This window comes from Nocardioides sp. Z38_18 (assembly GCF_058215695.1).
In genome coordinates this window covers 1,970,798-1,995,706 of the sequence record NZ_JBZAJE010000001.1, presented here as the reverse complement: position 1 = coordinate 1,995,706, position 24,909 = coordinate 1,970,798, and the positions used below count along the sequence as shown (strand labels likewise).

General features: G+C 69.4%; 25 protein-coding genes. 13 read left to right on the top strand and 12 right to left on the bottom strand.

The window, feature by feature from the left end; translation table 11 throughout:
- Positions 1-4: 4 nt before the first annotated feature.
- Positions 5-460 carry a DUF3817 domain-containing protein gene (locus AC4BGC_RS09655; protein WP_490555361.1) on the top strand — a complete coding sequence of 152 codons (456 nt, stop codon included), beginning with the start codon at positions 5-7 and terminating at the stop codon, positions 458-460.
- Positions 461-639: 179 nt separating this feature from the next.
- Positions 640-2,280 carry a sensor histidine kinase gene (locus AC4BGC_RS09650; protein ID WP_490555359.1) on the top strand — a complete coding sequence of 547 codons (1,641 nt, stop codon included), beginning with the start codon at positions 640-642 and terminating at the stop codon, positions 2,278-2,280.
- Positions 2,281-2,303: 23 nt separating this feature from the next.
- Here AC4BGC_RS09650 and AC4BGC_RS09645 read toward each other — a convergent pair whose 3' ends face one another.
- From AC4BGC_RS09645 to AC4BGC_RS09625, 5 genes are all read right to left on the bottom strand, one after another.
- Positions 2,304-3,695: a metallopeptidase TldD-related protein gene (locus AC4BGC_RS09645; RefSeq protein WP_490544058.1), complete on the bottom strand. Its 1,392-nt coding sequence runs from the start codon at positions 3,693-3,695 to the stop codon at positions 2,304-2,306.
- Positions 3,695-5,218, bottom strand: coding sequence for a TldD/PmbA family protein (locus AC4BGC_RS09640; protein WP_490555357.1), 1,524 nt, complete (start codon positions 5,216-5,218; stop codon positions 3,695-3,697). The genes AC4BGC_RS09645 and AC4BGC_RS09640 overlap by 1 nt, the downstream gene beginning before the upstream one ends.
- A 10-nt stretch (positions 5,219-5,228) precedes the next feature.
- Positions 5,229-8,240: an AAA family ATPase gene (locus AC4BGC_RS09635; protein ID WP_490555356.1), complete on the bottom strand. Its 3,012-nt coding sequence runs from the start codon at positions 8,238-8,240 to the stop codon at positions 5,229-5,231.
- The gene (locus AC4BGC_RS09630; RefSeq protein ID WP_490555354.1) at positions 8,240-9,409 is read right to left on the bottom strand and encodes an exonuclease SbcCD subunit D; all 1,170 of its coding nucleotides are present in this window, start codon (positions 9,407-9,409) and stop codon (positions 8,240-8,242) included. The genes AC4BGC_RS09635 and AC4BGC_RS09630 overlap by 1 nt, the downstream gene beginning before the upstream one ends.
- A gap of 76 nt (positions 9,410-9,485) precedes the next feature.
- Positions 9,486-9,665: a hypothetical protein gene (locus tag AC4BGC_RS09625; protein ID WP_490544062.1), complete on the bottom strand. Its 180-nt coding sequence runs from the start codon at positions 9,663-9,665 to the stop codon at positions 9,486-9,488.
- Between the two features lie 67 nt (positions 9,666-9,732).
- Between AC4BGC_RS09625 and AC4BGC_RS09620 the strand changes: the two genes are divergently transcribed.
- Positions 9,733-11,244, top strand: a complete 1,512-nt coding sequence (locus tag AC4BGC_RS09620) for an amidase (RefSeq protein WP_490555352.1) — start codon at positions 9,733-9,735, stop codon at positions 11,242-11,244.
- A gap of 221 nt (positions 11,245-11,465) precedes the next feature.
- Here AC4BGC_RS09620 and AC4BGC_RS09615 read toward each other — a convergent pair whose 3' ends face one another.
- The 3 genes from AC4BGC_RS09615 to AC4BGC_RS09605 form a co-directional block, all read right to left on the bottom strand.
- Complete coding sequence (locus tag AC4BGC_RS09615) at positions 11,466-12,269, bottom strand: NYN domain-containing protein (protein ID WP_490555351.1); 804 nt, start codon at positions 12,267-12,269, stop codon at positions 11,466-11,468.
- A 262-nt stretch (positions 12,270-12,531) separates the two neighbouring features.
- Positions 12,532-12,849 carry an AzlD domain-containing protein gene (locus tag AC4BGC_RS09610; protein ID WP_490544065.1) on the bottom strand — a complete coding sequence of 106 codons (318 nt, stop codon included), beginning with the start codon at positions 12,847-12,849 and terminating at the stop codon, positions 12,532-12,534.
- Positions 12,846-13,526: an AzlC family ABC transporter permease gene (locus tag AC4BGC_RS09605; RefSeq protein WP_490555349.1), complete on the bottom strand. Its 681-nt coding sequence runs from the start codon at positions 13,524-13,526 to the stop codon at positions 12,846-12,848. Before AC4BGC_RS09605 ends, AC4BGC_RS09610 begins: the two co-directional genes overlap by 4 nt.
- A gap of 117 nt (positions 13,527-13,643) precedes the next feature.
- Here AC4BGC_RS09605 and AC4BGC_RS09600 point away from each other — a divergent pair, with 117 nt between their 5' ends.
- Together AC4BGC_RS09600 and AC4BGC_RS09595 are read left to right on the top strand one after the other, a co-directional pair.
- On the top strand, positions 13,644-13,928 hold the full coding sequence (locus AC4BGC_RS09600; RefSeq protein WP_490544067.1) for a DUF4287 domain-containing protein: 285 nt from the start codon (positions 13,644-13,646) through the stop codon (positions 13,926-13,928).
- 437 nt (positions 13,929-14,365) lie between these two features.
- Entirely contained in the window at positions 14,366-15,028 is a 663-nt protein-coding gene (locus AC4BGC_RS09595) for a tyrosine-type recombinase/integrase (RefSeq protein ID WP_490555348.1), read from the top strand.
- Positions 15,029-15,134: 106 nt separating this feature from the next.
- On the opposite strand, the gene AC4BGC_RS09590 is transcribed toward AC4BGC_RS09595, so the two are convergent.
- On the bottom strand, positions 15,135-16,232 hold the full coding sequence (locus tag AC4BGC_RS09590; RefSeq protein WP_490555347.1) for a hypothetical protein: 1,098 nt from the start codon (positions 16,230-16,232) through the stop codon (positions 15,135-15,137).
- A gap of 957 nt (positions 16,233-17,189) precedes the next feature.
- Here AC4BGC_RS09590 and AC4BGC_RS09585 point away from each other — a divergent pair.
- Positions 17,190-18,149 (top strand): DUF4268 domain-containing protein, encoded by a 960-nt coding sequence (locus AC4BGC_RS09585; protein ID WP_490555345.1) that lies wholly within the window; start codon positions 17,190-17,192, stop codon positions 18,147-18,149.
- 178 nt (positions 18,150-18,327) lie between these two features.
- Here AC4BGC_RS09585 and AC4BGC_RS09580 read toward each other — a convergent pair whose 3' ends face one another.
- On the bottom strand, positions 18,328-18,876 hold the full coding sequence (locus AC4BGC_RS09580; RefSeq protein ID WP_490555344.1) for a tRNA (cytidine(34)-2'-O)-methyltransferase: 549 nt from the start codon (positions 18,874-18,876) through the stop codon (positions 18,328-18,330).
- Positions 18,877-18,981: 105 nt separating this feature from the next.
- On the opposite strand from AC4BGC_RS09580, the gene AC4BGC_RS09575 reads away from it, so the two are divergent.
- The 4 genes from AC4BGC_RS09575 (at position 18,982) to AC4BGC_RS09560 (ending at position 21,386) form a co-directional block, all read left to right on the top strand.
- The gene (locus AC4BGC_RS09575; protein ID WP_490555343.1) at positions 18,982-19,455 is read left to right on the top strand and encodes a hemerythrin domain-containing protein; all 474 of its coding nucleotides are present in this window, start codon (positions 18,982-18,984) and stop codon (positions 19,453-19,455) included.
- A gap of 111 nt (positions 19,456-19,566) precedes the next feature.
- Entirely contained in the window at positions 19,567-20,211 is a 645-nt protein-coding gene (locus tag AC4BGC_RS09570) for a dihydrofolate reductase family protein (RefSeq protein ID WP_490555341.1), read from the top strand.
- Positions 20,212-20,271: 60 nt separating this feature from the next.
- Positions 20,272-20,745, top strand: a complete 474-nt coding sequence (locus AC4BGC_RS09565) for a MarR family winged helix-turn-helix transcriptional regulator (RefSeq protein ID WP_490544073.1) — start codon at positions 20,272-20,274, stop codon at positions 20,743-20,745.
- Positions 20,742-21,386: a maleylpyruvate isomerase family mycothiol-dependent enzyme gene (locus AC4BGC_RS09560; RefSeq protein WP_490555339.1), complete on the top strand. Its 645-nt coding sequence runs from the start codon at positions 20,742-20,744 to the stop codon at positions 21,384-21,386. The genes AC4BGC_RS09565 and AC4BGC_RS09560 overlap by 4 nt, the downstream gene beginning before the upstream one ends.
- A gap of 8 nt (positions 21,387-21,394) precedes the next feature.
- Here the strand turns inward: AC4BGC_RS09560 and AC4BGC_RS09555 are convergent, their stop codons facing one another.
- A complete protein-coding gene (locus AC4BGC_RS09555) occupies positions 21,395-21,811 on the bottom strand; it encodes a VOC family protein (RefSeq protein ID WP_490555337.1) in 417 nt (138 codons plus the stop codon).
- A 122-nt stretch (positions 21,812-21,933) separates the two neighbouring features.
- On the opposite strand from AC4BGC_RS09555, the gene AC4BGC_RS09550 reads away from it, so the two are divergent.
- Complete coding sequence (locus AC4BGC_RS09550) at positions 21,934-22,395, top strand: DUF8821 family protein (protein ID WP_490555336.1); 462 nt, start codon at positions 21,934-21,936, stop codon at positions 22,393-22,395.
- Here AC4BGC_RS09550 and AC4BGC_RS09545 read toward each other — a convergent pair.
- Positions 22,392-22,859, bottom strand: coding sequence for a hypothetical protein (locus AC4BGC_RS09545; RefSeq protein ID WP_490555334.1), 468 nt, complete (start codon positions 22,857-22,859; stop codon positions 22,392-22,394). The genes AC4BGC_RS09550 and AC4BGC_RS09545 overlap by 4 nt on opposite strands.
- A gap of 152 nt (positions 22,860-23,011) precedes the next feature.
- Here AC4BGC_RS09545 and AC4BGC_RS09540 point away from each other — a divergent pair, with 152 nt between their 5' ends.
- Positions 23,012-24,190 (top strand): glycosyltransferase, encoded by a 1,179-nt coding sequence (locus tag AC4BGC_RS09540; RefSeq protein ID WP_490555333.1) that lies wholly within the window; start codon positions 23,012-23,014, stop codon positions 24,188-24,190.
- Positions 24,187-24,906: a VOC family protein gene (locus tag AC4BGC_RS09535; RefSeq protein ID WP_490555332.1), complete on the top strand. Its 720-nt coding sequence runs from the start codon at positions 24,187-24,189 to the stop codon at positions 24,904-24,906. Before AC4BGC_RS09540 ends, AC4BGC_RS09535 begins: the two co-directional genes overlap by 4 nt.
- Positions 24,907-24,909: the final 3 nt, after the last annotated feature.

Below are 24,909 nucleotides of genomic sequence, written 5' to 3'. Positions count from 1 at the left end.
ACCTGTGACCCCGAGGAAGCTCTACCGCACGCTCGCCCTGGCCGAGGCGGTGACGTGGACGCTGCTGCTGCTCGGCATGTTCCTGAAGTACGTCACCGAGACCACCGAGGTGCTCGTCCGGATCGGCGGGGGAGTGCACGGTTTCGTGTTCCTGGCCTACTGCGCCACCACGGTCCTGGTCGCGGTCGACCGTCGCTGGAGCGTGGGCCGGCTCGCGACGGGACTCGCCTCGGCGGTCGTGCCCTACCTGACGATCCCGTTCGAGCGCTCGGTCGAGCGGGCCGGGCTCCTCGGCGAGAGCTGGCGGCTGCTCGAGGAGGAGCCGCGTGGGCTCACGGAGCGCCCTGTGGCCGGTGCGCTGCGCAGTCCTGTGCTCGCAGCCGTGGTCACGGTCGCGGTGCTCGCGGTCGTGTTCAGCGGCCTGCTCATGGCGGGTCCGCCCACCGAGTGGGGTCAGTGACCCGCACCTGAACGCGGGGTTCGCCCCGGATCGCTGCGGCCGTTTCCCCGGCCGCGACCCACGCGCGCCGTACGGCGCTAGGGTTTGGGCGAAACGGGGCATATCCCCGGGTTGGTCCCTTGAATTCGCATTGCCAGGGACCACGTCAGACCGGAGGTGACATGCACAAGGGCGACCGTATGCACCCGATCGACGTCGTCCGGGTGCTCGTCCCGACCGGAGAGCCCGACCCCCGGGCGCTCCAGGTCGCCTTCGCGGTCTTCGTGTCGGCGGACTTCGCCATCCGCGGGGCCGGTGGACGAGACATCCAGCTCCTGGACTGGCCCGGCGTCGGCCTGCTGCTGGCCGCGGTGACGACGGTGCTGGCCTTCGCTGTGCCCTGGCGCAGGCTGGGCCGACCGCAGCTGGTGACGGTCCTGCCCGTGCTCGACATCGCAGCGATAGGTGCGGTCCGGATCAGCGAGGACGGCAGCGCTGCCGGCATCCTCATCGTGGTGCCTGCCCTGTGGCTGGGTCGCCAGCTCGGCCGGCGGGGCGCGCTCGTCGCGGTCCTCGCCGTGGCCGCACTGGCCGCCGCCCCGAGCCTGGCCGTGCTCGGCGCCGATCCGGTCGCGGTCGCGCGGGCGGTGCTGATCACGGTCGTCGCCGGATGGAGCGCGCTGGCAATCGCCTACAGCATCGAGCTGATCCGCGACGAGCGCGACCAGGCCGAGCTCCGCGGGACCGAGCTGGCTCGGGCGATGGAGACCATCGAGCAGCACCAGCGGGCCTCCCAGGCCATCTTCGACACGGTGGACGTCGGGCTGTTGCTGCTGGACCGCGACGGGCGCTTTCAGGGACAGAACCAGCGGGTCGCCGACTTCTTCGCTCAGGCCTACCCCGACGGGCACCACGGTCGCGCCGGGCAGGTCGGCTTCGTGTACGGCGAGGACGGCGTGATGCCCCTGGCTAAGGAGGAGACGCCGACCTATCGCGCCGCCCAGGGCGAGGAGTTCGAGGACCGGCGTACGTGGGTGGGACCCGACCCGGCCGACCGGCGGGCGCTGTCTGTCTCCGCCCGCTCGCTGCGTGGCCCGGACGGTGCGTTCGAGGGGGCCGCCCTGTCGTTCAAGGACGTCACCGACCTGATGCGGGCGATGGCGGTCAAGGAGGACTTCGTCGCCATGGTCTCGCACGAGCTGCGTACCCCGCTCACCTCGATATCGGGGTACGTCGAGATCCTCAAGGACCGCCCCGACCTGCCGGCCGGAGTGGTCGAGCAGCTGGAGGTGATCGACCGCAACGCCGAGCGGCTGCTGCGCCTGATCGGCAACCTCCTGCACACTGCCCAACTGACGTCGGGTCGTACGCTGCCGATCGTGCGGCGCAGGTGCGACCTGGTGCAGATCGTGCGCGACTCCGTGGAGGCGATCGCACCTGCCAGCGCTGCCGCGGGGGTCAGGCTGGAGGTGGACCTGCCCGAGCAGCTGTGGCTGCTGCTCGACCGTGTGCGCATCGGTCAGCTCGTCGACAACCTGTTGGCCAACGCCGTGAAGTACACCCCGGCCGGTGGGGACGTGACCGTCTGCCTGCGTGTGGACGGCTCGCGGGCCCGGCTGGGCGTGCGGGACACCGGCATCGGCATCCCCGCTGCCGACCTGGAGCAGCTGTTCACCCGGTTCTTCCGGGGCGAGGCGGCCGAGCAGCTGGCCATCCAGGGCGTGGGACTGGGGCTGAGCATCAGCCGGAGCATCGTGGAGAGCCACGGCGGCGTGATCGAGGTCGACAGCGAGGCCGGGGTGGGCAGCACCTTCTCCGTCTCCCTGCCCCTGGCCGACTGAGCCCCCACTGGGGGCGCGGCAGCCTAGAGAGCCTGGGAGACCGAGCTCATGTTGAAGTCGGGGACCCGGAGCGCCGGCATCGCCGTACGGGAGAAGTAGTCCTCGCCCCACTCGCGGGAGAAGGCGGGGACGGTCCCGGAGGCATGGGTGAACCTGTTCAACAGGTCGATCGGGCTCTCGTTGAAGCGGAAGTTGTTCACCGCCCCGACGACCTCGCCACCCTGCACGCGGTAGACGCCGTCGCGGGTGAGGCCGGTGAGCAGCATCGTCTGCGGCTCCACCTCGCGGATGTACCACAGGCAGGTGAGCAGGAGCCCGTCGTCCATGCTGCCCACGAGGTCTGCCTCGGTGCCCGAGGCGCCCTCGACGTCCAGCACCAGGTTGTCGACCCCGGGGGTGGTGGGCTGCCCGGTCAGCTCGGCGGTGTGCCGGGTCTGGATCAGGGAGGTCAGCCGACCGTCGCGGATCCAGTCGACCGGCTGCAGCGGCAGTCCGTTGTCGTAGACGCTGCTGCGGTCCGAGGACGCGCCGGCGACCACGAAGGGCTCGCACTCCAGCGCCGGGTGTGCGGGATCGCTGTGCAGCCGCACCGAGGCACTGACCAGCTGCTCGCCGATGCGGGTGCCTCCGCCGGGCTTGGAGAAGAGCGTCTGGCCGTCGGCGGCGTTGCGTGCACCGGCGCTCCAGTAGGCGTCGATCATCAGGTCCGCGACTGCCGAGGGCGGCAGGATGGTGTCGTAGCGACCGGCGGCAAGATCCGTGCGCCGTTCTCCCCAGGAGAGCCGGCGCGCGAGGTCGGCCGACATCCGGAGCCCGTCGACGTCGGCGAAGTCGCGGGTGGCGCCCCCGACCCACGCGCTGTTGGTGAGCTCGGCGTTCTTGCCGGTGCAGCCGTAGTGGCCGGTGGGCTGCTCGTGCCGCAGCCGCAGGCCGGTGGAGGAACCGAGGTAGGTGGTGGTGACCTCGTGGAAGACGAAGCCGTAGAGGATCCGGCGCTCGGCCTCGGCCTGGCCGAAGGCCTCGCCCAGCTGCGCGGCGAACTGCTCGAAGACGCCGATCGAGGTCTCACCGGGGGCGTCGTCCCAGTCGCGGGCCGCCGTGCCCGCGACCAGCTCGGCCCGGTCCTCGGCCTGGTCGGCGACGGCCGCGGCCCGGTCGGCGCCGGCCACGAGGGCTGCGACCTGGTCGAGCGACGCGGCGGTGCCGCTCACCGAGGCGTTCCCGGCACCCTGGAAGGCGATCACGGTCACGTCGACCGAGTGCATCACCCCGTTGGTGGTCAGGGTGTTGTTGGCCCACCGGAGGTTGGCGCTGGTGCTGTCGTTGACGATCACGACGCAGTTCTCGGAGGTGGAGGACTCCAGCGCGTGCTCGACGAGGCGCTGCGGGCCGCCTCCATGCCTGGACAGAGCCATCACAGCGTCCCCTCCTCGCTCGTGTTCAGGATGCGGATGTCCCGGAACAGCGCCGAGGGACACCCGTGGCTGACCGCGGCCACCTGGCCCGGCTGGGCCTTGCCACAGTTCGCGGCACCGCCCAGGACGTACGTCGAGGGCCCGCCGACCGCCTCCATCGAACCCCAGAAGTCGGTGGTGGTGGCCTGGTAGGCGACGTCGCGAAGCTGGCCGCGGAGCTGCCCGTCCTCGATCCGGTAGAACCTCTGGCCGGTGAACTGGAAGTTGTAGCGCTGCATGTCGATCGACCACGACTTGTCGCCAACGACGTAGATCCCGCGTTCCACCTTGCTGATCAGCCCGTCGGTGTCGGGACCGTCGGCGGCCGGTTGCAGCGAGACGTTGGCCATCCGCTGGATCGGGACATGGCCGGGGGAGTCGGCGTACGCGCACCCGTTGGAGCGGCCGTTGTTGAGATCGGCGCCGTAGGTGTGCGCCATCTCGCGGTCGAGCTGGTAGCCCACGAAGAGCCCGTCGCGGACGAGGTCCCAGGACTGCCCCTCGACGCCGTCGTCGTCGTAGCCGACGGTGGACAGGCCGTGGTCGGTGACCCGGTCGGCGGTCACGTTCATCACAGGGGACCCGTAGACCAGGTTGCCGAGCTTGTCGGGGGTCGCGAACGAGGTGCCGGCGTAGTTGGCCTCGTAGCCCAGGGCCCGGTCGAGCTCGGTGGCGTGCCCGATCGACTCGTGGATGGTCAGCCACAGGTTGGACGGGTGGATCACCAGGTCGTAGATGCCGGCGTGCACGCTGGGGGCGGCGAGCTTCTCGCGCAGCAGCTCGGGCAGCTGGGCGCGCTCGAAGTCGAAGTCGAAGCCGCCGTCGGTGAGGTACTCCCAGCCGCGGCCCACCGGCGGGGCGATCGTGCGCATCGAGTCGAAGGTGCCCGAGGCCGCGTCGGCGCCGTGCACCTCGATGTCGGGCTCGAGCCGGACCCGCTGCTGGGTGATGGAGGAGCCGGCGAGGTCGGCGTAGTACTTGTTCTCCTGGACCTGCTGCAGACCGCCGGTCGCGTGGTCGACGCCCTCGGCCGCGATCAGCTCACGGGTCCAGCCGGCGAAGAGTGCGGTCTTCTCCGCAAGGGGAACCTCGAGCGGGTTCACGTCGTACGCCGAGACCCAGGTGACGCCCTTGTGCACCGGCTCAGGAGCCAGCTCGACGGGCCTGCGCGTCATCGACGCCGCCACCTTGGCGACGGTGACCGCGGTCTCCGCGACGGTGACGGCCTCCGACTCGGTGAGCGCGACGCCGGAGGCGAAGCCCCAGGCGCCGTCAAGGACTACCCGGACCGCGAAGCCGAGGTCCTCGGCGTCCTGGGCGCCCTCGAGGATGCCGTCGCGCACCGAGAAGTGCTGGTAGCGGTTGCGCTCGAACCGGAAGTCCGCGTGGGTCACGCCGAAGTCCTGGGCCCGGGCGAGAGCAATCTGGCCGAGTCGTTCGTAGGGCAGCGCCAGGAACGTCGGATCGATCTCGTTCGATGCCATGTGATCGACCCTAGCCAGTTGCCAGCGAGAGCCGGAGGGTGGAGCCCCGGCGCGCCTTGAGCACCTCCAGCTGTGCGGGCACCCGGTTGCGCAGCTCGGCGACGTGGCTGACCAGTCCGACGACCCGGCCACCGTCGCGCAGCGAGTCCAGGGTGTCCATCACCGCGTCCAGGGTGGTGGCGTCCAGCGCGCCGAAGCCCTCGTCGATGAACAGGGTGTCCAGCTGGGTGCCGCCGGCCTCGTGGGAGACGGTGTCGGCCAGGCCGAGGGCCAGGGCCAGGGAGACCAGGAACGTCTCCCCGCCGGAGAGCGTGGCCGGGTCGCGACGCTTGCCGCTCCACTCGTCGCGGACCCGCAGGCTCAGGCCGCCGCGCTGCTCACCGGCGCCCTTCTCGTCCACCTGCTCCAGCAGGTAGCGCTCGCCGGTCATGTCGCCGAGGCGCTCGTTGGCCGCGGCGACCACCTGCCGCAGCCGCTCGGAGAGAACGTAGGCGGAGAGCCGCATCTTGAGCTGGTTGTCTGCGCTGCGTCCCTCGACCAGGGAGGCGAGCCCGGCGGTGACGGCGTGCTCCTGCCTGACGGGCAGCCACGCGGTGACCTCGCGGTCGAGCTCGACGCTGAGAGCGGTCAGCCGGGTGCATCGCTGCGTCGCCTGACGGGCAGCCGCGTGCGCGTGGTCGCGGACGTCATCGGCCTCACGGACCGCGTCCGCGAGGACCTCCAGGTCGGGGGCGGGAGCCGCGAGCGCCTCGACGACGACTTCCTCGGCCAGGACGCCCTCGGCGGCGGTGCGGGCGGCACGCCTTGCGTCCAGCCGTGCCGTGCGGGCCGAGGCCTCTCCTCCCGGGAGCACGGCCGCCAGTGCCTGAGCCAGGGAGGCGAAGCCGGCTGCGACGGCCGCGGATTCGGCCGCCTCGGCGGCTCGCTGCAGCTCACGACCGGCCCGGTCGTGAGCGGTCAGCGCCTCGCGGGCCTCCTCCAGGACGCGGGCCGTCCCGGTGTGCTGCTCGACCAGCGCGGTGACGGAGTGGGTCCCGGGGTGCGCGGCGATGAGCTCGCTGAGCTGCTCGGCGAGTGGCTCGCAGCGCTCGGTGGCCTCGAGGTGGCGCGCCCGGGTGGCCTCGAGGGTGGCGCGGGAGGCCGCCAGCGTCGACGTGAGCTCGCGGTCGCGCCGCTCCAGGGCGGTCGCCTCCTGCTCGAGCCGGGCGAGACGCCGCGCCGTCTGACGGCACTCGTGCAGCGCGGTGTTGGCCTCGGACAGCGCCTGCTCCCAGTGAGTGAGGTCGTGCCCCTGGCTGCGGGCCTGGGCCGCAGCCAGCTGGGAGGCCAGCGCGGAGACGGCCTCCTGGCGGGCGAGACGCTCGAAGTCGGCGGTCTCGTGACGCTCCCGGGCCGTTTCCTCGTCGGCGCGGCTCGCCGTCGTGGTGGCGGTGGCGGGGGAGGGGTGTTCCGCGCTGCCGCAGACAGGGCACGAGCACCCGGCCGCCAGCCCCACGGCCAGCTCGGCAGCCATCCCGGAGATGCGGCGTTCGCGGACGTCGAGGTAGTGGTCGCGCAGGTCCTGGGCCCGGTGCACGCTCTCCTCGAGGAGGGTCTTGGCCTCGCCCAGCCGGGCGGATACCTGCAGAACCAGGCCGGCTGCTTCCACGCCTGCCTCGGCGGTGGCCACCGCCTGCTCGTGGTGCGCGGCACCCGATGCTGCCTCGCGGGCCTCCTCGAGCGCGGGCAGGAGGGACTCGCGTCGTACCTCGAGCTCGGAGTGCTCCTGCTCGGCGGTGGCGATCTTCTCCTCGGTGCCCGCGACCTGCGCCGCCAGCATCCGCAGCCGGTTGCGCTCGTCATGGAGCTCGGCCTCCCGCGGCAGCCAGGTCTCGGCCACCGCCCTGGCCTCGTTGGCCAGGGACGCGGCCCTGGCCAGTGCCTCGGAACGGACCTGCTCGGCTGTGGTGCCCAGCAGCGGCGCCACGGCGACGAGGTGACGACCGGCCGCGACGTCGGCGGTGAGGGCGGCCTCCGCGGCGGTCTCGGCCTGGAGCGCGAGGGGCAGCACGGAGCCGGCGCGACGGTGTGCGTCGACGGACTCGGTCAGCTCGGCCTCGACGTCGGCGGTCTCCGCCAGCTCGACGAGGTTGCGCCGGGCGCGCTCGCCACGGGTGCGGCCCTCGTGCACGCGCTGCCCCTGCTCGCAGTCCTGACGTGCCTGCTGGAGACGCAGGTCGGCGCCGCTGAGCAGCAGCTCGGCCTCGCGTGCGTGGTCAGCGGCGTCCCGGGCGAGGTCGTGGGCCCAGCCCACCAGCACCCCGTCGTCGACCAGCGGGTCGAGGTCGTGCAGGTCCCAGCCCTCGGGTACGCCGACCGCGGCCGCCTCCTGCAGCCGGTTGACCACCCCGGCCGTGCGGTCGTGGCAGACCTGGCAGCGGCGCCGCAGTCCGGTGCGCCGGTCGGCCAGCCAGGTCTCGACGTCCGCGAACCGCTTGGTCCGGAACAGTCGCTGGAGGACGGCGTGGCGTTCGGTCGAGCTCGCGCGCAGGAACGACTGGAACCGCCCCTGGGGGAGCATCGCGACCTGGGTGAACTGGGTGCAGGTCATCCCGAGCAGGGAGGAGACCAGCTGGCCGGCCTCGTCGAGCCTGTTGGTGTGGGTCGTCCAACCGTCTGCTTGCTGTTCCTCCACCAGCACCCGGGCCTGTTCCTTCGTGGTGCCGGTGCCGCGCCGCTTGGGCCGGTCCCAGGCGGGGGAGCGGGTGAACCGGAAGGTGCGCTCGCCGATGCTCAGCCGCAGCACGACGCGGGCCTCGGCGGTCGGGTCGGCGTGGTCGCTGCGCAGGTGGCGGGCCTGGTGCCGGTCGCCGGGGACCTCGCCGTACAGCGCGAAGCAGACCGCGTCCAGGACGCTCGTCTTCCCCGCGCCGGTGTCGCCGGTGAGCAGGAACAGGCCTCCGGCAGCGAGCTCGTCGAAGTCGACGTGGACCGTCTCGACGAAGGGACCGAAGGCGGTGATCGACAGGTCGTGCAGGCGCATCAGCTGCTCACCACGCTGTCCAGGTTCGCGACGAGGTCGGGGTCCTCGGAGCAGCACTCCAGGGCGGTGCGCAGCAGGTCGGACTCCTCCTGGGTGGCGGGGGCGCCGCGCACGTGGCGTACGAAGTCCAGGGACACGTCGTGGGCCGACCTGCCCTGGGTGGAGGTCTGTCCCGGAGCCGCCTGACCGCCCGTGGGCGCGAACCGGAGGGAGAGGGTGTGCGGGAACCGGCTGCGGACCCGGTCCATCGTGGCGGTGGGGCGCACGGGATCGGTGAGCGTCGCCTGGACCCAGGACTGCTCGTGCGCGGTGAACCGGGCGTCGGTGAGGAGCTCCTCGAGCGTGCCGGTCAGGCAGGCGAGCGGCCGCGGGACGGGAGCGTCCACGAACGTGGCCTGGACGGAGCCTTCGGCGTCGAGGTCCACCAGCCAGGAGCCCTTGCGGTGGTTGACCTCGGAGAAGGAGTAGGCGATCGGGGAGCCGCTGTAGCGAACCGAGTCGGTGAGCACCGAGCGCCCGTGCAGGTGGCCCAGCGCGGTGTAGTCGATGCCGTCGAAGAGCTCGGTCGGCACCACGGAGATGCCGCCGACCGCGATGTCGCGCTCGCTCTCGCTGGGGACACCGCCGGCGACGAAGGCGTGCGCCAGCACCACCGAGCGCGTGCCCGCGGGGCGGGTGGCGAGGTCCTCACGGATCCGCCGCATCGCCTCGGCGAGCGCCGCGTGGTGGGAGCGCTTGGGCAGCTCCCACGCATGCTTGAGCACGTCGGGCTCCAGGTAGGGGATGCCGTAGACCGCGACGGGTCCGTGCTCGTCGGCGAGCAGCACCGGCTCGGCGACCCGGCCGGCGTCGGTGCGCAGGTGCACCCCCGCGGCGTCGACCAGCCGGGAGCTGAACCCGAGTCGGCGCGCGGAGTCGTGGTTGCCGCTGGTGACCACGACGCGTGCCCGGGAGGCGGCCAGCCGGGTGAAGGCGTCGTCGGCGAGGGCCACCGCGTCCACGGGAGGCAGCGCGCGGTCGTAGACGTCGCCGGCGACGACGACGAGGTCGACCTGCTCGGCCTCGACGGTCTCGATCAGGTGGTCGACGTACGCCGCCTGCGCAGCAAGGAGGTCCTCGCCGTGGAACGACCGGCCCAGGTGCCAGTCGGAGGTGTGCAGGATGCGCATGCGGCAACGCTAGGAGAGGCCACCGACAGAACCGGGTTCCCCACGCCGTAGGTGGGGAACCACACGCTGGCGCGGGTCAGCGCGAGCGGCGCGACTTGGCCTTGGCCTTGCGGCGGGCCCGCGACTCCTTGCTCTTGTCGGTGCCCCGCAGGGCGTCGACGGCGTTCTTGATCCGGACCTGGTTCTCGGGCTTGCGGGCCTGGTCGAACACGGTCTTGGCCACGCCGATGGCGGAGGCTGTGCGCAGAATCTTCATGGATGACGGGGTACCCCGTCTGGCCCGGCGTCACTCCTGATTGTGAGATCGGTCCTAGGCTCCGCGCATGAACATGGACGAGTACCTCACCTCCGACGCCACCACGCTGGCCGAGCACGTCGCCGCCAAGGAGGTCACGCCCGCCGAGCTGCTCGCGCTGGCCCGGGAGCGGCAGCAGGCCGTGAACCCCGCGATCAACGCCGTCGTGGCGCCGCTGGCCGGGGTCGCGGACGCGCAGGCGGCCGACCCCAACCTGTCCGGGACGTTCGCCGGGGTGCCGTTCCTGATCAAGGACCTCGCCCAGGAGTACGCCGGGTTCCCGACCTCGAACGGGTCGCGCTCGCTGCGGGCCGACGTAGCCGACCGGCACGCCCTGGTGACGCAGCGATTCCTGGACGCCGGGTTGGTCGTGTTCGGAAAGACGAACACCCCGGAGTTCGGCGCCAAGGGAGTCACCGAGTCGGAGCTGTTCGGGCCCGCGCGCAATCCGTGGAACCTCGACCACACTCCCGGCGGCTCCTCGGGTGGCTCCGGCGCGGCGGTGGCGGCCGGGATCGTGCCGGCTGCCGGCGCGAACGACGGCGGGGGATCGGTGCGGATCCCCGCCGCGTGCAACGGCCTGGTGGGGCTGAAGACCAGCCGCGGGCTGACGCCGTACGGGCCGCAGAGCGGCGAGGTGATGTTCGGGATGGTGACCCAGGGCGTGGTCTCCCGCACGGTGCGCGACAGCGCCGGGATGCTCGACGCGATCACCGGCCCCGACCCGCGGACCGGCTACGAGGGCAAGCTGCCCGCCATCTCCTTCACCGACGCGATCCGGCAGGCGCCGAGGAAGCTGCGGATCGGCTACTGCGCCACCTCGGCGATCAACGCGAACCCGGACCCCGAGGCCGTCGCCGCCGTGGAGAGCGCCGCCCGGTTGCTCACCGAGCTCGGCCACGAGGTCGAGGAGGTCACGCCGCCGCACGACGACGAGGCGCTGGCCCGGGACTTCCTGACGATCTGGTTCGCCCAGCTCCACGGCCAGGTCGCCGACATCAAGAAGCGCCTCGGCGCCCCCGATTCCGCCTTCGAGGCCGACACCCTGGGGTGCGCCGAGCTGGGCCGCTCAGCAGGAGTCGGCGCGCTGCTGGCCTCGCTGGCGAACGTGAACTCCTACATCCACGCGCTCGCGGCCTTCCACGAGACCTACGACCTGTTCCTCACCCCGACGCTCGCGCAGGCCCCGCTGAAGATCGGCGCCCTGGACACCCCAGACCGCCTGAAGAAGGCAGCCCGCGTCGTGGCCAAGGTGCGCGGAGGCAAGGCACTCGCGGCCTCCGGCATGCTCGACCAGATCGTCCAGGAGAACATCGGCTGGGTCCCCTACACCCAGCTCGCCAACCTCACCGGTCGCCCCGCGATCAGCGTCCCCCTCCACTGGACGGCCGACAACCTCCCCCTCGGCGTACAGCTCGTAGGACGCCTCGGCGCCGACAGCCTCCTCCTCCAGCTCGCCGCACAGATGGAAGAGGCCCAGCCCTGGTTCCACCGGTACGCCGACCTGGACCCGCGGCTGGTGGACGGGGGAGTGGGCTGAGGTTTTCGGGGTGGGGTGGAGGTTCCTGGGTGTAGCTCACTCCACTGCGAAACGCGGCAACATTCCTCCGTTCCCAAATTTCAACGGTCGGGGCAGAGCGAACTCGCGTGCGCATGAGGCGATGTTGCCAACCAACTCTGACGAAGCCCTACGTGGGGCTACGGCATCGAAGTAATTATCGCGGAGTCGAGATGTGTCAAAGGTGCCTTCGGACGAGCCACTCAATCACCAAGGAGTCGCACATGGAGGAACTTGTTGCCGCTGGGGCCCGGAACCTCCTTCACCTCAACAAAGGGCTGGTCGCGCACGAGCAGACCAAGTCGGGGATATCCGTAGTTGCGAGAGTCGAAAGTCGGATGGTTCGCAACGAGTTGGTGTCCGACTGTGGACAACAGCGCCCAGCCGTCATCTTCGAGTCGTGACGACACTGCGGCTCGCAGCATCTCCGCAAGAGTGGGAACGTCGCCAGCTGCAGGTGCCGCAGGTTCCATCGTTGATTCCTCGGCCGCTTCGCTGAGGTGGGTGCCAGGCTGCTCTTCTGCCGTCTGCATCTCCATTTCGATGTCATCGGCGCCGGCGAGCACGTCCAAGAAGGTGAAGCGATCACATGCGCTACTGAACGATGCGGCCGCGCTCTTGGACCCGATCCCCACGACGCGCTTTCCAGCCTCTCGAAGCCGCATGGCCAAGCGCGTGTAGTCGCTGTCGTTCGCGACCAGGCAGAAGGTGTCGACTTGTCCGGCGTGCAGTAAATCCATCGCATCAATTACGAGCGCGATGTCGGTGGCTCCCTTGCCTGGCACGTACGCGATCTGCTGCATCGGTTGGATCGCCAGCCTCACCAGGACTGAGCGCCATCCCTTTAAGTAAGGGCTTCCCCAGTCGCCATATCCGCGCTTGACGCCGACGAGTCCATGTGTGGCGGCCTCAGCCGCGATGGCTGCAGCCTTCTGCCACGAGACGTTGTCGCAATCGACGAGGACCGCCACCCGTGCTTGTGGCACCTGCACGCCGCCTATGCTCATGAGCGCTTCACTTTACGGATGGTGGTTAGAGACAACAACTGTCCCAATGTGCTCCCTACTTGTCGAGGTGCGTTTTACCACCGCCTACGACTGACAACTGTCTTGCCTTCCGACGCTCTGGTCCATTCCATCCCGCAAGCGGAACGTCCTTCGAACGTGGCCGCTCAGCCCCGGACCGCCGGTAACCCAAGAGGATCTGGCGGGCGTTCTCTGCACACGGTTCTTACCCAGGCGTCGCCGGACCTCGCCTAGCGCTGGGACCTCAAATCGCCCGCAGCCCCGCGGTGATGAGGACTGCGACGACGACGCAGAGCACCAGCGAGTGGCGTCGCCAGAGCATCAGCCCGGCCACGGCAACGCCGACCGTGTGGGCACCTACGGACCATGAGCGTCCGCTGGCGAACACCGCGGTCACGACGAGTGCGCACAGAAGAGTCGGCGCCATCAGCACGATCACGCGGGTGAACCATGGCGGCAGCTTTCGGCCGCCGAGGAGTACCGGGCCGAAGGCCTTGATCAGTGCTGTCAGGGCGGCGCACCCGAGGATGAGGACCCAGACCTGGGTGTAGGTCAGCGTCACGCCGGCCTCCGCGCCAGACCGATGAGCGCCGCGGTGCTCGCGGCCAGGATGGGGATGCCCGGGGGACTGATCGGCACCAGGGCAAGGGCGATGAGCCCCCCGCCCATGGCCGCCCAGCGAGATGTCGGATCCCGGAGCTCCGCGATCAGCAGCGAGAGGAAGAAGACGGGGTAGATCGCGTCGAGGCCGAGACGGTGCGTGTCGCCAAGCGCGTCCCCGAAAACCGCGCCCACGACCGAGCCGAGCGCCCAGGTGACGTACTGCGGGACGGTCGTGCCGAAGAGCAGCCACCGGTCGAAGGTGCCGTCGCCGCGATTGGCGAGCGCCCACGAGGAGTCGACGACAGTCTGTCCCTGCGCAGCCCGTTTCAACGGACCACCCGGCAACGATGGCGCCAGTGCAACACCCATGGCCAGGAACCGCGCATTCATCAAGCTCGCCGCGGTCAGTGCGGCGGGAATACCTCCTCCGACAGCGACCACGGACAGCATGGCGAATTGCGCCGAACCGGCGAAGACGATCACCGAGGTGGTGACGGCCTGCGCGACGCTGAATCCTGCCTGTCGGGCCAGAACGCCGAAGGAGAGGCTGAGCAGGAAGCCGACCACCGCGAACGGGACACCCAACTTCATGCCGCGGCGAAACGCTGCACGCGCCCCCTCGTCGCTCGCTGCCACCGCTGCAGTCTAGGAACACTGTTTTCCGATGCGCTTTTCGATGAACCGCGGTGCCGGCGCAGGTCTACCTTTACGAAGATCCGAGCGGGCATGTCGCCCGACGACGAGAGGAGCGGCATGTCATTCCAGGCGTACTTGGACAACGTCGAGGAGAAGACCGGCCTCACGCCGCGTCAGATCATGGACCAGGCACATGACCATGGACTTCGCGAGGACACCAAGGCCGGCGAGATCGCGGCCTGGCTCAAGTCCGAGTATGGGCTTGGCCACGGGCATGCGATGGCGATGGTGCGCGTGATCAAGAGTGGGCCGAAGATCGGCAACAAGCACGTCAATTCATCCGGCAGCCACCGCGATGAGTCCGACACACTCTGGCTTGACGGCCGCGCCACGAAGCCCTGATCGCCTTTCCGGCAGTTGCGAAACTCTTGGCCGACCGCATCCACCCGATCTGGGCATCCGCGAAGGTGCGTCCTTCCACCGCCTACGGCCGTGCTCAGCCCGGGTTAGCGTCGAAGCTTCGAGCGTCTGGTCGTGCCTGCGGCGAGCGCGGCCTGGCCTCGCGCTGAGTCGTTGCATGAGGTGCTCCATGTCCAACCCAACGCGGCTCTTGCCGTTCCAGCCGATGTCGATGACCACCGCGCAGTTGGCTGCGGTGTCATTCCTCGCCAGGTATGCGGGACACACCCACGAGCTCTACTCCTACCAACTGCGCCGCTGGTTCGAGTGGTGCGAAGCCAATGGCCTGGACCCGCTGGTGGGAATCCAACGCGCTCACGTTGAGCTTACATCCGGAGTCTGGGCGAGGCCGGTCTTATGGCGTCCTCGACGAATACCTGATGCACGGCGTCCGCGGGTTCTTCCGGTTCGCCCACATCGACGGCCTGATCCCCGCCGACCCTGCCGTCTACGCCCGGCTACCGAAGATCCACAGCGACGAGTCCCGAACCCAGGGGCTGGACCGACTCGAGCTCATCCGGTTCCTTCAGATCGCCCAGACCATCACCGTTCACCATGGTGCCCTGGCCTATCTGTTGGGCATCAACGCCCTCCGGGCCTCAGAGGCTGCCGCGGTTCAGATTGAGGACTACGCCGAGACCCTCAGAGGCCACCGCGTTCTGCATCTGGTCGGGAAGGGCGACAAGCCCGCCACCATGCCGCTGACCGTCCCAGTCCTGCGGGTTCTGGAAGCCTGTCGCGGCGAACGAACCAACGGGCGACTTGTCCTCCGACCGCTCTCAGGTAGGCCGATCGACCGCCGGGACGTCTACCGGATGGTGCTGCGAGTCGCGAAGGCGGCGGGCATTCCCCGTCACATCAGCCCGCACTCGCAGCGGCATGCAGCGATCACCAACGCCCTGGACGCTGGCGTCCCTCTTCGCGATGCCCAGATCCTCGCTCGACATGCCGACCCGCGAACGACCGAGCACTACGACCGCGCCCGGGGCAACCTCGATCGGCACGGCGTCCACTTCCTCACCGCCTACGTCGCCGGCGTCTAACCAGACAGAGCGCGGGCGCTGCGTCGACTCCACCGCGAAGCGGCGCAAGAGCCGGAGCCCACCACGGCTCGTCTGGCTCATTGCGCCGGCTGCTATGGGGCCGGCCCTAGGCGGGCGGGCTTGCTTGCAGATCGCGGTATAGGCGGAGGGCTTCCAACCACCCGGACTCCGCGGCCTCCACCGCCTTTTCGACAGCCTGCAACTTATCGCGTGCTTGATCCAGTAGCAATGCCGCGTTTAGGGCACGCTCTCGCTTCTGCTTGATCTCCATGGAACTGATGCCCAGCCCTCCCATCGACCCCCATGGATCTTTCGCGAAGGACTCAGCGTCCCAGACCTCGTCTTGGACTTGCTCCTCGGATTCTCGAAGGTCGTCAAGCTTGCGTTCCGCTGCCTGCATCAGCGACTCCGCCTCATCGATGGCCGAGCGGTATTTGACGCGAATCAAGTCAGCCGAACCGACGGCGTTGAGCCTTGTAGCACGGTGCTGTGCCAGCGTTCTCGCGAGTGACGTTCGCGACTTGCTGGTGGCCCATAGTTCTTCGCCTGAAGCCCGACGGTCGACACCAGAAACCTGATCGACGAGGTCGCACCAGGCCTTTGCTTGCGTTCGGGCACCGACCTTCGGCAAGGAGACGTCATTCGCCGTCCAGCCCAGGTAGTAGTTCGACCCCCGAGGGTAGGAGGTCGACGACCTGAACTTGCCTCTCGGCAGCACCGTCACTTCGGCGTCATTGGGGACGGCTCCAAACCGCACCCGACTGTTGATTCCAGCAGGGCTCTCCCACCACTCTGAGCGCTCATTGAACGCCACCACCGCTTGATGCATCGTGATACCCGGGAAGACCCCCTTGAGGTACGACCCGTAGGCACTCTTGACCAACTCCTCCTTGAATCCCGTGAAGTATTTGAAGGGCTCACCCCGGATCCCGTCGATCACAGCGAGCCGCGCACTACTCCCGACGAGTAGCAGCGCAGGCACGTCGTAGACATAGAACACGTTGCCGGGTGCTCGCAGCGGCTCGGCGCCCAGTTGGGCTGAACGATGGTCGGAGAATAGGTGGCTGTTCTGGAACCAGTGTCGAACCCAAGTGCTATGCCACGCGTTGCGACCGCGGATGAGAACGGAGAGACTGCACGCTTCGACGCCGAGAAGAAGGTCTTCCTCTCCCAGGTCCAGCAGATTGACGTCTTCGAACTTCATGCGGTCAGAAAACCTCCATTCTGGGTGAGGACGCCTGGCTTCCCAAGTAGACGAGGATATCGACATCGATCGGGATGCTGTCGACCGTCATCGGTTCGCGCCGCAGAGGAGATGTCGGTGCGCAACCGAGACGCGTCTTCCCGCCGTCAGTGCACGGCGAGCTGTAAGTGGCTGATTCGGAGATCTCAGCCGGACCTGCCATTGGCGAGCTGTCACGCTCCAGGACGGCCCGAGTTCTCTGACGCGGTGCAGGAACAGATGGCGCCGGTGGGTAAGACGCTGCCGCACCGTGTACAACGGCTGACCGTGGGCCCGCGATAGATGGGGCGGGCGCCTTCTATCCTGCGCCGATGGATATCGGTCGCGGCCTGAAGCCATGCGTCGAGATCAAGCGACGAGGTCCTGTCCAGCGTCTTCTGGGCGCTGGTAACAAGTACTTCCCGCGGCAGCCTACAAAGCTCAGTGGGAGCCGAACTCCGCTTGAATCGCCCTACCTCGACCATCAATAGACCTCGCCCTAGGGTCTCCTCCGCGAGGGCTCGGAGATCCTCGGACGCGGTCCGACTGGGCTTGTCTCGCCTCAAACTCACCATGCACTTCCCTTCAGCGAGTGCCAGTTTGTTCGAGAGAGCAGACCTGCGCCGGCGATTACCGCATTCCGATGATTCCTTCTGGGTTCACCAGCACGAGGTCAGAGTCGAAGCACCACCCTTGGCGTGCGTCATACCACCGTCTTCGGGCCCACTTACCGGAGTTTGCTCGTGCGCTCAGCGCAACAATGCCAAGCATGGCAATCGAGACCCCATTTGCACCCAGGTGCCGCACGTCCGAGCTTTGAATCGGCGCGCCATTCGCCGAGAGCCGGCGCGCGTGATGAGCTCTTGGTCGCGATCCGGCTGGGCATGAATCTGGCTGCGCCCCCTTCGTGTGCCAACGACGCATGAGATGGTCTGCACCATGACAGTCGCGTCTTCACTTGGTCGGCTCGAGATCGTCAAACCCAGGGACGTGTGGCCCCACGAAGCACTGGACTTCACACCGTGGCTACTCGCGAACGTCGATGTACTGTCCGACCTCCTCGGGATGGACCTCCTACTTGAACGGGCCGAACACCCGGTGGGCGACTTCAGCCTCGACCTGATCGGCTACGACCAGTCGACGAACGATGTGGTGATTGTCGAGAACCAGCTGGAGGTTTCGGATCACACTCATCTCGGTCAGATTCTGACCTACGCCGCGGGTACGGATCCGACCACGATCGTGTGGATCGCGACGGACTTTCGGCCCGAGCACCGTGCGGCAATCGATTGGCTAAACGAACGGACCGATGACCACACCCGTTTCTTCGGTGTTCAGATCGAAGTCGTCAGGATCGGCAACTCCGAACCCGCGCCTGCATTCCGACTGGTAGCCCAGCCGAACGACTGGGAAAAGACGATTCGAAAGACGACTGCGGCCGCAGGCGAGGTGTCGACTCGTACCACCACCTACCGTCGGTTCTGGGAGTCCATGCTCGACCGCATCCGTGTGGAGTATCCCGGTTGGACCCGGGGTCGAACATCCGACCAGAGCTGGGTCAACACCATCTCGGGTATCCCTGGCGCCTCGCTATCAATGGCATTTCGGCGGGACGGACTCGTTATGCAGCTCTACTTCGAAGACCGAGACGCGTCTGCCAACTCCGAGCGATTCGAGGGACTACGGGCGCGAAGGGCCGATTTCGAAGCTGCTCTCGGGACAACGCCGATCTGGGACCCCATGCCCGGACGGAAGGCCGCCCGTATCGTGGTCGTCTCAGAGGAGTTCAAAGACGTCGCAGATGAGGATCACTGGCCCGCGATGGTCGAGTGGTTGATCGAGTGGCAGCTCTCCTTCCGCGCTGCGATCGATGCCGTCACAAGTGGCCCGCAAGCTTGACGACACGGGCGAACCTGCGAAGCTCCCTTCTCGTGTCTCGCTAACGGCGTTCACGACCTCGATCCCGTCTAAGCGATCTCCAGGTCGGTCCCTGTCGCAGTGGCATCTCGTGGCGAGGGATCGTTGACGTACGTCTTATCACCGCGACGGACGCACCGAGGCGGCCCAGAACGCTTCCCTACTGCGCGCCAGGGAACCCGTGCTGGCGCCAGGCCTCGTAGGTCACCACAGCTGCGGAGTTCGACAGGTTCAGCGATCGGCGGCCAGGGACCATCGGGATCCGGAGGCGGTCCGTGACTCGGGCATGGCTGAGCACCTCGTCGGAGAGGCCGGTCGGTTCCGGGCCGAAGAGCAGCACGTCGCCCGGCTGGAACTCGATGTCGGTGTGCCAGCGGGTCGCGTGGGCGGTGAAGGCGAACACTCGCGAGGAGGCCAGCGCGGGGCTGTTCAGGGCAGCGTCGAGATCGGGGTGCACCACTACTGAAGCGAGGTCGTGGTAGTCCAGGCCGGCGCGCTTCAGCTTGGGTTCCGACAGGTCGAAGCCGAGAGGTTCGACCAGGTGCAGGGTTGCTCCTGTCCCGCTCACCATCCGAATCGCGTTGCCGGTATTGGGCGGGATGCGGGGCTCGAGGAACATCACGTGGAACACGCTGCAAAGTATCCCGACGGCGGGCAGCGGCCCGGGGGCCGGCAGTGCAGCCGCCTTCCACACAGACGCGGGCTGCACTACGCTCCCCGGCAGCGTCGCGTGTCGGTGGCAGGTCGTGTCAGGCATGGAGGCGCCGGATCACAAGGAGCGCGCGCATGGCGTTGCCCCCTTTCCTCTCTCCTCGTGACTGAGGCCGAGAACAGCCGGCTGCTCGCATGGAGCCGCGAGCTGCGCCAGGTCCACGAGCGCCTGCGCTCGGCCCTGCGCGTCGTGCAGGAGTCACTGGACGACGACGAGGCGGTACGACGAGCACCGACGCGTGAGCTGCTGCTCTACTGTCGCGGGTTCTGTACCGCCCTGGACCGACATCACCGGGGGGAGGACAGGCACTTGTTCCCCGCGATCGCCGAGCAGCACCCGGAGCTGCGCGACAGCCTGCGCAACCTGTCCCAGGACCACTCGATGATCTCGCACCTGCTCGGCGGCCTCGAGGACGCCGTGGACCGCGCAGCGGGCACCGCCGAGCTGCACCGGCACCTCGAAGGCCTCGCGGCGGTGATGGAGTCCCACTTCCGCTACGAGGAACGCACGCTCCTGCTCGTCCTGGAGACGCTGCACCTCGAAGCCGATCCCCAGGTCGTATTAGGGCCGCTGTGACCCCGGCGTACAACTCGATGGCCACCCACGCCCGGGTCGGGCACGATGAGTTCAGTGCCGGTCGCTGGTCGGAGAAGTCAGTGAGCCGACGTTCGGCGAGGGGAGACGCAGATGACGCAGATGGTCCGGGTGCACAACCTCACGGTGTCCAGCGACGGGTACGCCGCGGGGGAGGGGCAGAGCCTCGAGCGGCCCTTCGGCCACGCCGATCCGGCCCAGCTGATGAGCTGGGCCGGAGCGACGGCGAGCTGGCCCAACCGGACCGACCCCGGGGGGAGCCGCGGGCTGGACGACTACTTCGTGCGCGAGTTCCACCGCAACATCGGCGCCGAGATCATGGGCCGCAACAAGTTCGGGCCCGTGCGGGGACCGTGGCCCGACCACGAGTGGCAGGGCTGGTGGGGGGAGGAACCGCCGTTCCACACACCGGTCTTCGTGATGACGCACCACGAGCGGCCGTCGTTCTCGCTCGGGGACACCACCTTCCACTTCGTCGGGGGCGAGCCCGAGGCGGTGCTGCAGCTCGCGCTGGACGCCGCTGACGGCAAGGACGTGCGGCTCGGTGGTGGCGCCACCACCGTGCGCCAGTTCCTGGACGCGGGGCTGATCGACACGCTCCACGTCGCGGTCGCCCCGGTCGAGCTCGGCGCCGGCGTCCGGCTGTGGGAGACCCCCGAGGAGCTCCTCGAGCAGTACCACCGTGACGTCGTGCCCAGCAGCAGCGGGATGGTCCACCACCTGTTCTGGCGCGACTGAGCCCTGCCCGGCGTACGACGGCACTTGCCGGAGTCCGGCCAAGATGACAACAATGTTGTCATGTTGGATCGAGGTGTCGCGCTCTACGACGTGCTCCGCGAGGTCCGTCCGCTCGTCCTGAACTCGGCCCGGGTCGTGGAAGCGTCCCTGCGTCCCCAGGGGCTGAGTGTCGGCATGCGGGCCGTGCTCGAGGTGCTGCGCGAGCACGGCCCCGCGACGGTCCCGGCGATCGCGCTCCGGCTGGACCTGGCCCGGCAGGGGGTGCAACGGCACGTCAACGACCTGGTCGCCCTCGGTCTCGTCGAGACCCGGCCCAACCCGGCCCATCGCCGATCGGTGCTGGTGGCCCTCACCAGCCATGGACGCTCGGCGATCGACCGGGTCACCGACGAGGAGCGTCGCCAGCTCGCGGCGATGGCCCCGGAGTGCACCGAGCGTGAGATCGCCACGGCCGCCAAGGTCCTGCACGCACTCGGCCGCGACGTACGCCGTCGCGCGGTCGAGGCGCCCCCTGGAACGGGGGCCGCGTCGTGACCGCTGACCCCGAGATCCACGCGCTGACCACTGCCAACCGGCTGATGATCGCCGACCTGCTCGACTCGCTCGACGAGCACCAGTGGCGGGCTCCAACGCTGTGCCCGGGCTGGACGGTGCACGTGATGGCTGCCCACCTCCTCCAGCCGATGCTGGTCGGCTTCGGTCGCTTCGTCCTGACCTCGCTGCGCCACCGCGGCGACACCGACAGGACGGTCGACCACGTCACCCGCCGGCTGGCGCGGCGCGACCGCGGCGAGATCCTCACCCTGCTCCGGCAGCACGCGGGCGACGAGGTCTCGCCGGCCCGGGTCGGGCCGATGGGGCCGTTCGCCGAGACCTGCATCCATCTGCGCGACATCGCCCGCCCCCTGGGGCTGGAGGCGGACGTGCCCGTGGACCAGTGGGTGCGGATGCTCGACTACCTCACCTCCACGGGGGCGGCCCCGGCGCTGGCCGGCACCGGCCGGGCGGAGGGGGTGAGCCTGGTCGCGACCGAGGTGGACCGCGCCTGGGGCGAGGGCCCGGCCGTCCGAGGCAGCGCCGAGGCGCTGGGGATGGCGCTCGCCGGCAGGCCGGCCGCGCTCGAGGACCTTGCCGGTCCCGGCCTGGACCGACTGGCCCGGCAGGTCCTCGCCTAGACAGGAGGTCAGTCCGACGGCCCGGAGAACCCGATCAGGACGCCGCCCGGTGCCCGGACCAGCGCGATCCGCACTCCCGGCATGATCGTCTCCGGCGGTGCCACCGGCTCGGCACCGGCCGCGAGGGCCGCGGCGTACGACGCATCGGTGTCCTCCACATGGACCGACGGGGTCGCGCCGGGGGCCTCGCCCTCCGTCGTACGGCGGATGCCGCCCCCGCCGCTGTCGGAGTAGGCGAACAGGGAGTAGTCGCCCGCCGGCGTGGGGAACGAGGGCTGGAAGACCCAGCCCAGCACGTCCGCGGCCCAGGCGCGGGTCGCCTCGGGGTCGTCGCTGGCGAACTCGGTGTGGGTGATCCACCCGTAGAGGCCGCGGGTGAACTCGTGGCCGGGGGAGCCGGGCGAGGTGTCGTCTTCAGTAGTCACGCGATGTGGACCGTCCGCAACGTGGAGATTCATCGGTCACAACGGTCACACTCCCGCGTTCCCGATCGTCAACTCCACAACGGTGCAGCGCACCTCCACCCACGAGATCCTCAGGAGTGCTCATGTCGTCACTGGTCGACTTCCAACACGTCTCGACGGCCGGCCTGGAGCCGTCGCCCGTCGCCGACTCCCTCGCGGGGCTCAGGGCCAACGAGGCGAGGTACTTCAAGAACAAGTACTCCCACGACTTCGCCGTCACGCCCGCAGCCGAGGCCGCCGACGTCGTCGACTGGGTGCACACCGTCCTGGACAAGGAGCGCGGCCTAGTGATCGCGTCGAAGCCGCTCGAGGCGACCGCCTTCGAGGTCGACGGGACCCGGATGGCCTACGTGTTCTACGAGTCCGGCCTCTCGATCAACGTGATGTACGCGATCGAGGACGGCGGCAAGCGTGCTGTCGGGTTCAAGCTGGCCGAGGAGATGGAGGTGCCCGAGGAGCTGAGCGGGTTCAAGTTCGCCCGGCAGAAGTCCAAGCTCGCCGGCACGATCCGCGGCTCCTACTTCGTGATCAAGGGGACCCACTAGGTCGTGGGCACGCCCCGCTCGGTGCGCACCGCCGCCACGGTCAGCGCGACGGCCACCAGGAAGAGCCCCGTCGCGACCAGGACGTCGGTCGCGGTGGAGAAGTCCGCGGACACCGAGTTCTCGTCCTTGTGCATCGCGCTGACGATGCTGCCCGCGCCGACCACGGCCGCGTTCAGGGCCAGGGAGGCCAGTACGCCGAACGCGGCCCTCCTCCCGAACGGTCGCCCGGGCCGTGCCGCCGTCACGGCCGCGGCGATCAGCCCCGTCACCGTCGCGAAGATCGCGATCTGCACGATGAACATCATGTGCTCCGCGGCACCCACCTGGTCGCGGAAGCCGTAGGCGAACAGGAACGCGATGAAGTACGCCGGCAGGCCGAGAACGAGGTTGGCCAGTACGACGGGCACCAGCCCGGCGACGTACTTCCTCGGACGACTCGCCACCGGCGGGACTTGCTGGGTCATGGGATCTCCTGGGGAATGAGGGGCCGCGTCGTCGCGGCGTACCGTCAGGTTGCCCGGTGCGCCGGCGCACCACCATCGCGCAGGTACTCAGGTCACTGCGCGCCGGTACTCAGCTCTGGGCTGGGACGCAGGTCGCGTGGGATGATCGCGGGGTGCGCGTGCTGGTCTCCACGACGGCGGGGGCGGGTCACTTCGGCCCGCTGGTCCCGGTCGCCCGGGCCTGCGTCGAGGCCGGGCACGAGGTGGTGGTGGCGGCGCCGGAATCCTTCGCCGGCGCGGTGGGCGCCGCAGGGTTCGAGCACCGCGCATTCGCCGACGCCCCCGCCGACCTGATGGGGGCGACCTTCGCGCGGGTGCCCTCGATGTCGTTCGAGGAGGCCAACGACCTGGTGGTCAGCGAGGTGTTCGGCCGGCTCGACGCCCAGTCCGCGCTGCCCGGTCTCGTCGAGCTCACCGGCTCGTGGCGTCCCGACGCGGTGCTCCGCGAGCCGTGCGAGTTCGGGTCCCTCGCCGCCGCGACCGCAGCGGGGGTCCCCCAGGTGACGGTGGCGATCGGGATGGCCGAGACGACCGAGTTCATGCTGAGCGCGGTGGGGGAGTCCCTCGCCGAGCTCGACGCCCTGGCCGGGCTGCCCGCCGGAGCGGGCGCCGGTGCGATGCTCGCGGCGCCGACACTCACCAACGTCCCCGCATCCCTCGACGAGGCGCACGGCACCGGCAGCACGCCGGGGCCGCCGGTGCTGCGGTTCCACGATGCGTCACTGAGCTCCGCCCACGCCTCGTTGCCCGAGTCCTGGGGCGATCCGTCGGCCCCGCTGGTCTACGTCACCTTCGGCTCCGTCACTGCCACGCTCGGACCCTTCGCCACGGTGTACGCCGACGTGCTGGACGCCCTCGCCGGCAGCGCGGTGCGGGTGCTGCTCACCACGGGTGCGGGGATCGATCCCGGAGACCTCGACCCGCTGCCTGCGAACGCCAGGGTGGAGCGCTGGTGGAGCCAGCCCGAGGTGATGCACGACTGCGCTGCGGTCGTGGGGCACGGCGGGTTCGGCACCACCATGGCCGCGCTGGCCGCGGGTGTTCCCCAGGCTGTGGTGCCGCTGTTCGCCAGCGACCAGGTGATCAACGCCCAGCACGTGCAGGCCGCCCGCGCCGGGCTCCACGTCGCGGGCGGGCCGCAGGGGATCGGCGCGGTGGCCGAGGCCGTGGCGAGTCTCGTGTCCGAGCCCTCCTATGGGCAGGCGGCGGCCGCGATCGCGCAGGAGATGGCCGCGCTCCCACCCGTCGCCGAGGCGGTCGCCCTCGTGGAACGTGTCGCGGCCGGCCAGTGACGTCCCGGATCGAGGCGCTCTGCATCGACGCCCAGGATCCCGTCGCTGTCTGCGGGTTCTGGTCGGGGCTGCTGGGGTGGGAGCTGCGCGAGGATCCCCGAGTCGGGCTCACGCTGCTGCCGGCCGACGACACCGGCTTCCAGATCAGGTTCGTGCCCACCGATGAGCCGAAGTCCGTCCCGAACCAGATGCACTTCGACCTGACCAGCATCTCGCTCGCGGACCAGCAGCGCACCGTGGACAGGGCGATCGCCCTGGGAGCGCGGCACATCGACATCGGTCAGCGGCCCGAGGAGGGACACGTGGTGCTCGCAGACCCCGAGGGCAACGAGTTCTGCGTGATCGGGCCCGGCAACCAGTTCCTGGCCGACTGTGGGTTCCTCGGCGCACTCGCCTGCGACGGGTCGCAGGCCACTGGGTACTTCTGGAGCGCGGCGCTGGGGTGGCCGCTGGTGTGGGACCAGGACCAGGAGACCGCGATCCGCTCCCCGCACGGCGGCCCCAAGCTCACCTGGGGCGGCCCGCCGCTGCCACCGAAGACCGGTAAGTACCGGCTCCACCTCGACCTCGTCCCGGCGGACGACGCGGACCAGCAGGACGAGGTCGCGCGACTACTCGCCCTCGGCGCGACCCGCGTCGAGATCGGTCAGGTCGACGCCCCTTGGGTGGTGCTGGCCGACCCCGACGGTCACGAGTTCTGCGTGTCGGCGTCCTGAGGA

Bases quoted from the DNA above. Each gene is read 5' to 3' on its own strand.
- AC4BGC_RS09615 (WP_490555351.1), bottom strand. From the start codon at position 12,269: ATGAGCATAGGCGGCGTGCAGGTGCCACAAGCACGGGTGGCGGTCCTC.
- AC4BGC_RS09595 (WP_490555348.1), top strand. From the start codon at position 14,366: ATGCACGGCGTCCGCGGGTTCTTCCGGTTCGCCCACATCGACGGCCTG.
- AC4BGC_RS09635 (WP_490555356.1), bottom strand. From the start codon at position 8,240: ATGCGCCTGCACGACCTGTCGATCACCGCCTTCGGTCCCTTCGTCGAG.
- AC4BGC_RS09650 (WP_490555359.1), top strand. From the start codon at position 640: ATGCACCCGATCGACGTCGTCCGGGTGCTCGTCCCGACCGGAGAGCCC.
- AC4BGC_RS09630 (WP_490555354.1), bottom strand. From the start codon at position 9,409: ATGCGCATCCTGCACACCTCCGACTGGCACCTGGGCCGGTCGTTCCAC.
- AC4BGC_RS09590 (WP_490555347.1), bottom strand. From the start codon at position 16,232: ATGAAGTTCGAAGACGTCAATCTGCTGGACCTGGGAGAGGAAGACCTT.
- AC4BGC_RS09565 (WP_490544073.1), top strand. From the start codon at position 20,272: ATGTTGGATCGAGGTGTCGCGCTCTACGACGTGCTCCGCGAGGTCCGT.
- AC4BGC_RS09600 (WP_490544067.1), top strand. From the start codon at position 13,644: ATGTCATTCCAGGCGTACTTGGACAACGTCGAGGAGAAGACCGGCCTC.
- AC4BGC_RS09640 (WP_490555357.1), bottom strand. From the start codon at position 5,218: ATGGCATCGAACGAGATCGATCCGACGTTCCTGGCGCTGCCCTACGAA.
- AC4BGC_RS09645 (WP_490544058.1), bottom strand. From the start codon at position 3,695: ATGGCTCTGTCCAGGCATGGAGGCGGCCCGCAGCGCCTCGTCGAGCAC.
- AC4BGC_RS09625 (WP_490544062.1), bottom strand. From the start codon at position 9,665: ATGAAGATTCTGCGCACAGCCTCCGCCATCGGCGTGGCCAAGACCGTG.
- AC4BGC_RS09585 (WP_490555345.1), top strand. From the start codon at position 17,190: ATGACAGTCGCGTCTTCACTTGGTCGGCTCGAGATCGTCAAACCCAGG.
- AC4BGC_RS09570 (WP_490555341.1), top strand. From the start codon at position 19,567: ATGACGCAGATGGTCCGGGTGCACAACCTCACGGTGTCCAGCGACGGG.
- AC4BGC_RS09550 (WP_490555336.1), top strand. From the start codon at position 21,934: ATGTCGTCACTGGTCGACTTCCAACACGTCTCGACGGCCGGCCTGGAG.
- AC4BGC_RS09545 (WP_490555334.1), bottom strand. From the start codon at position 22,859: ATGACCCAGCAAGTCCCGCCGGTGGCGAGTCGTCCGAGGAAGTACGTC.
- AC4BGC_RS09620 (WP_490555352.1), top strand. From the start codon at position 9,733: ATGAACATGGACGAGTACCTCACCTCCGACGCCACCACGCTGGCCGAG.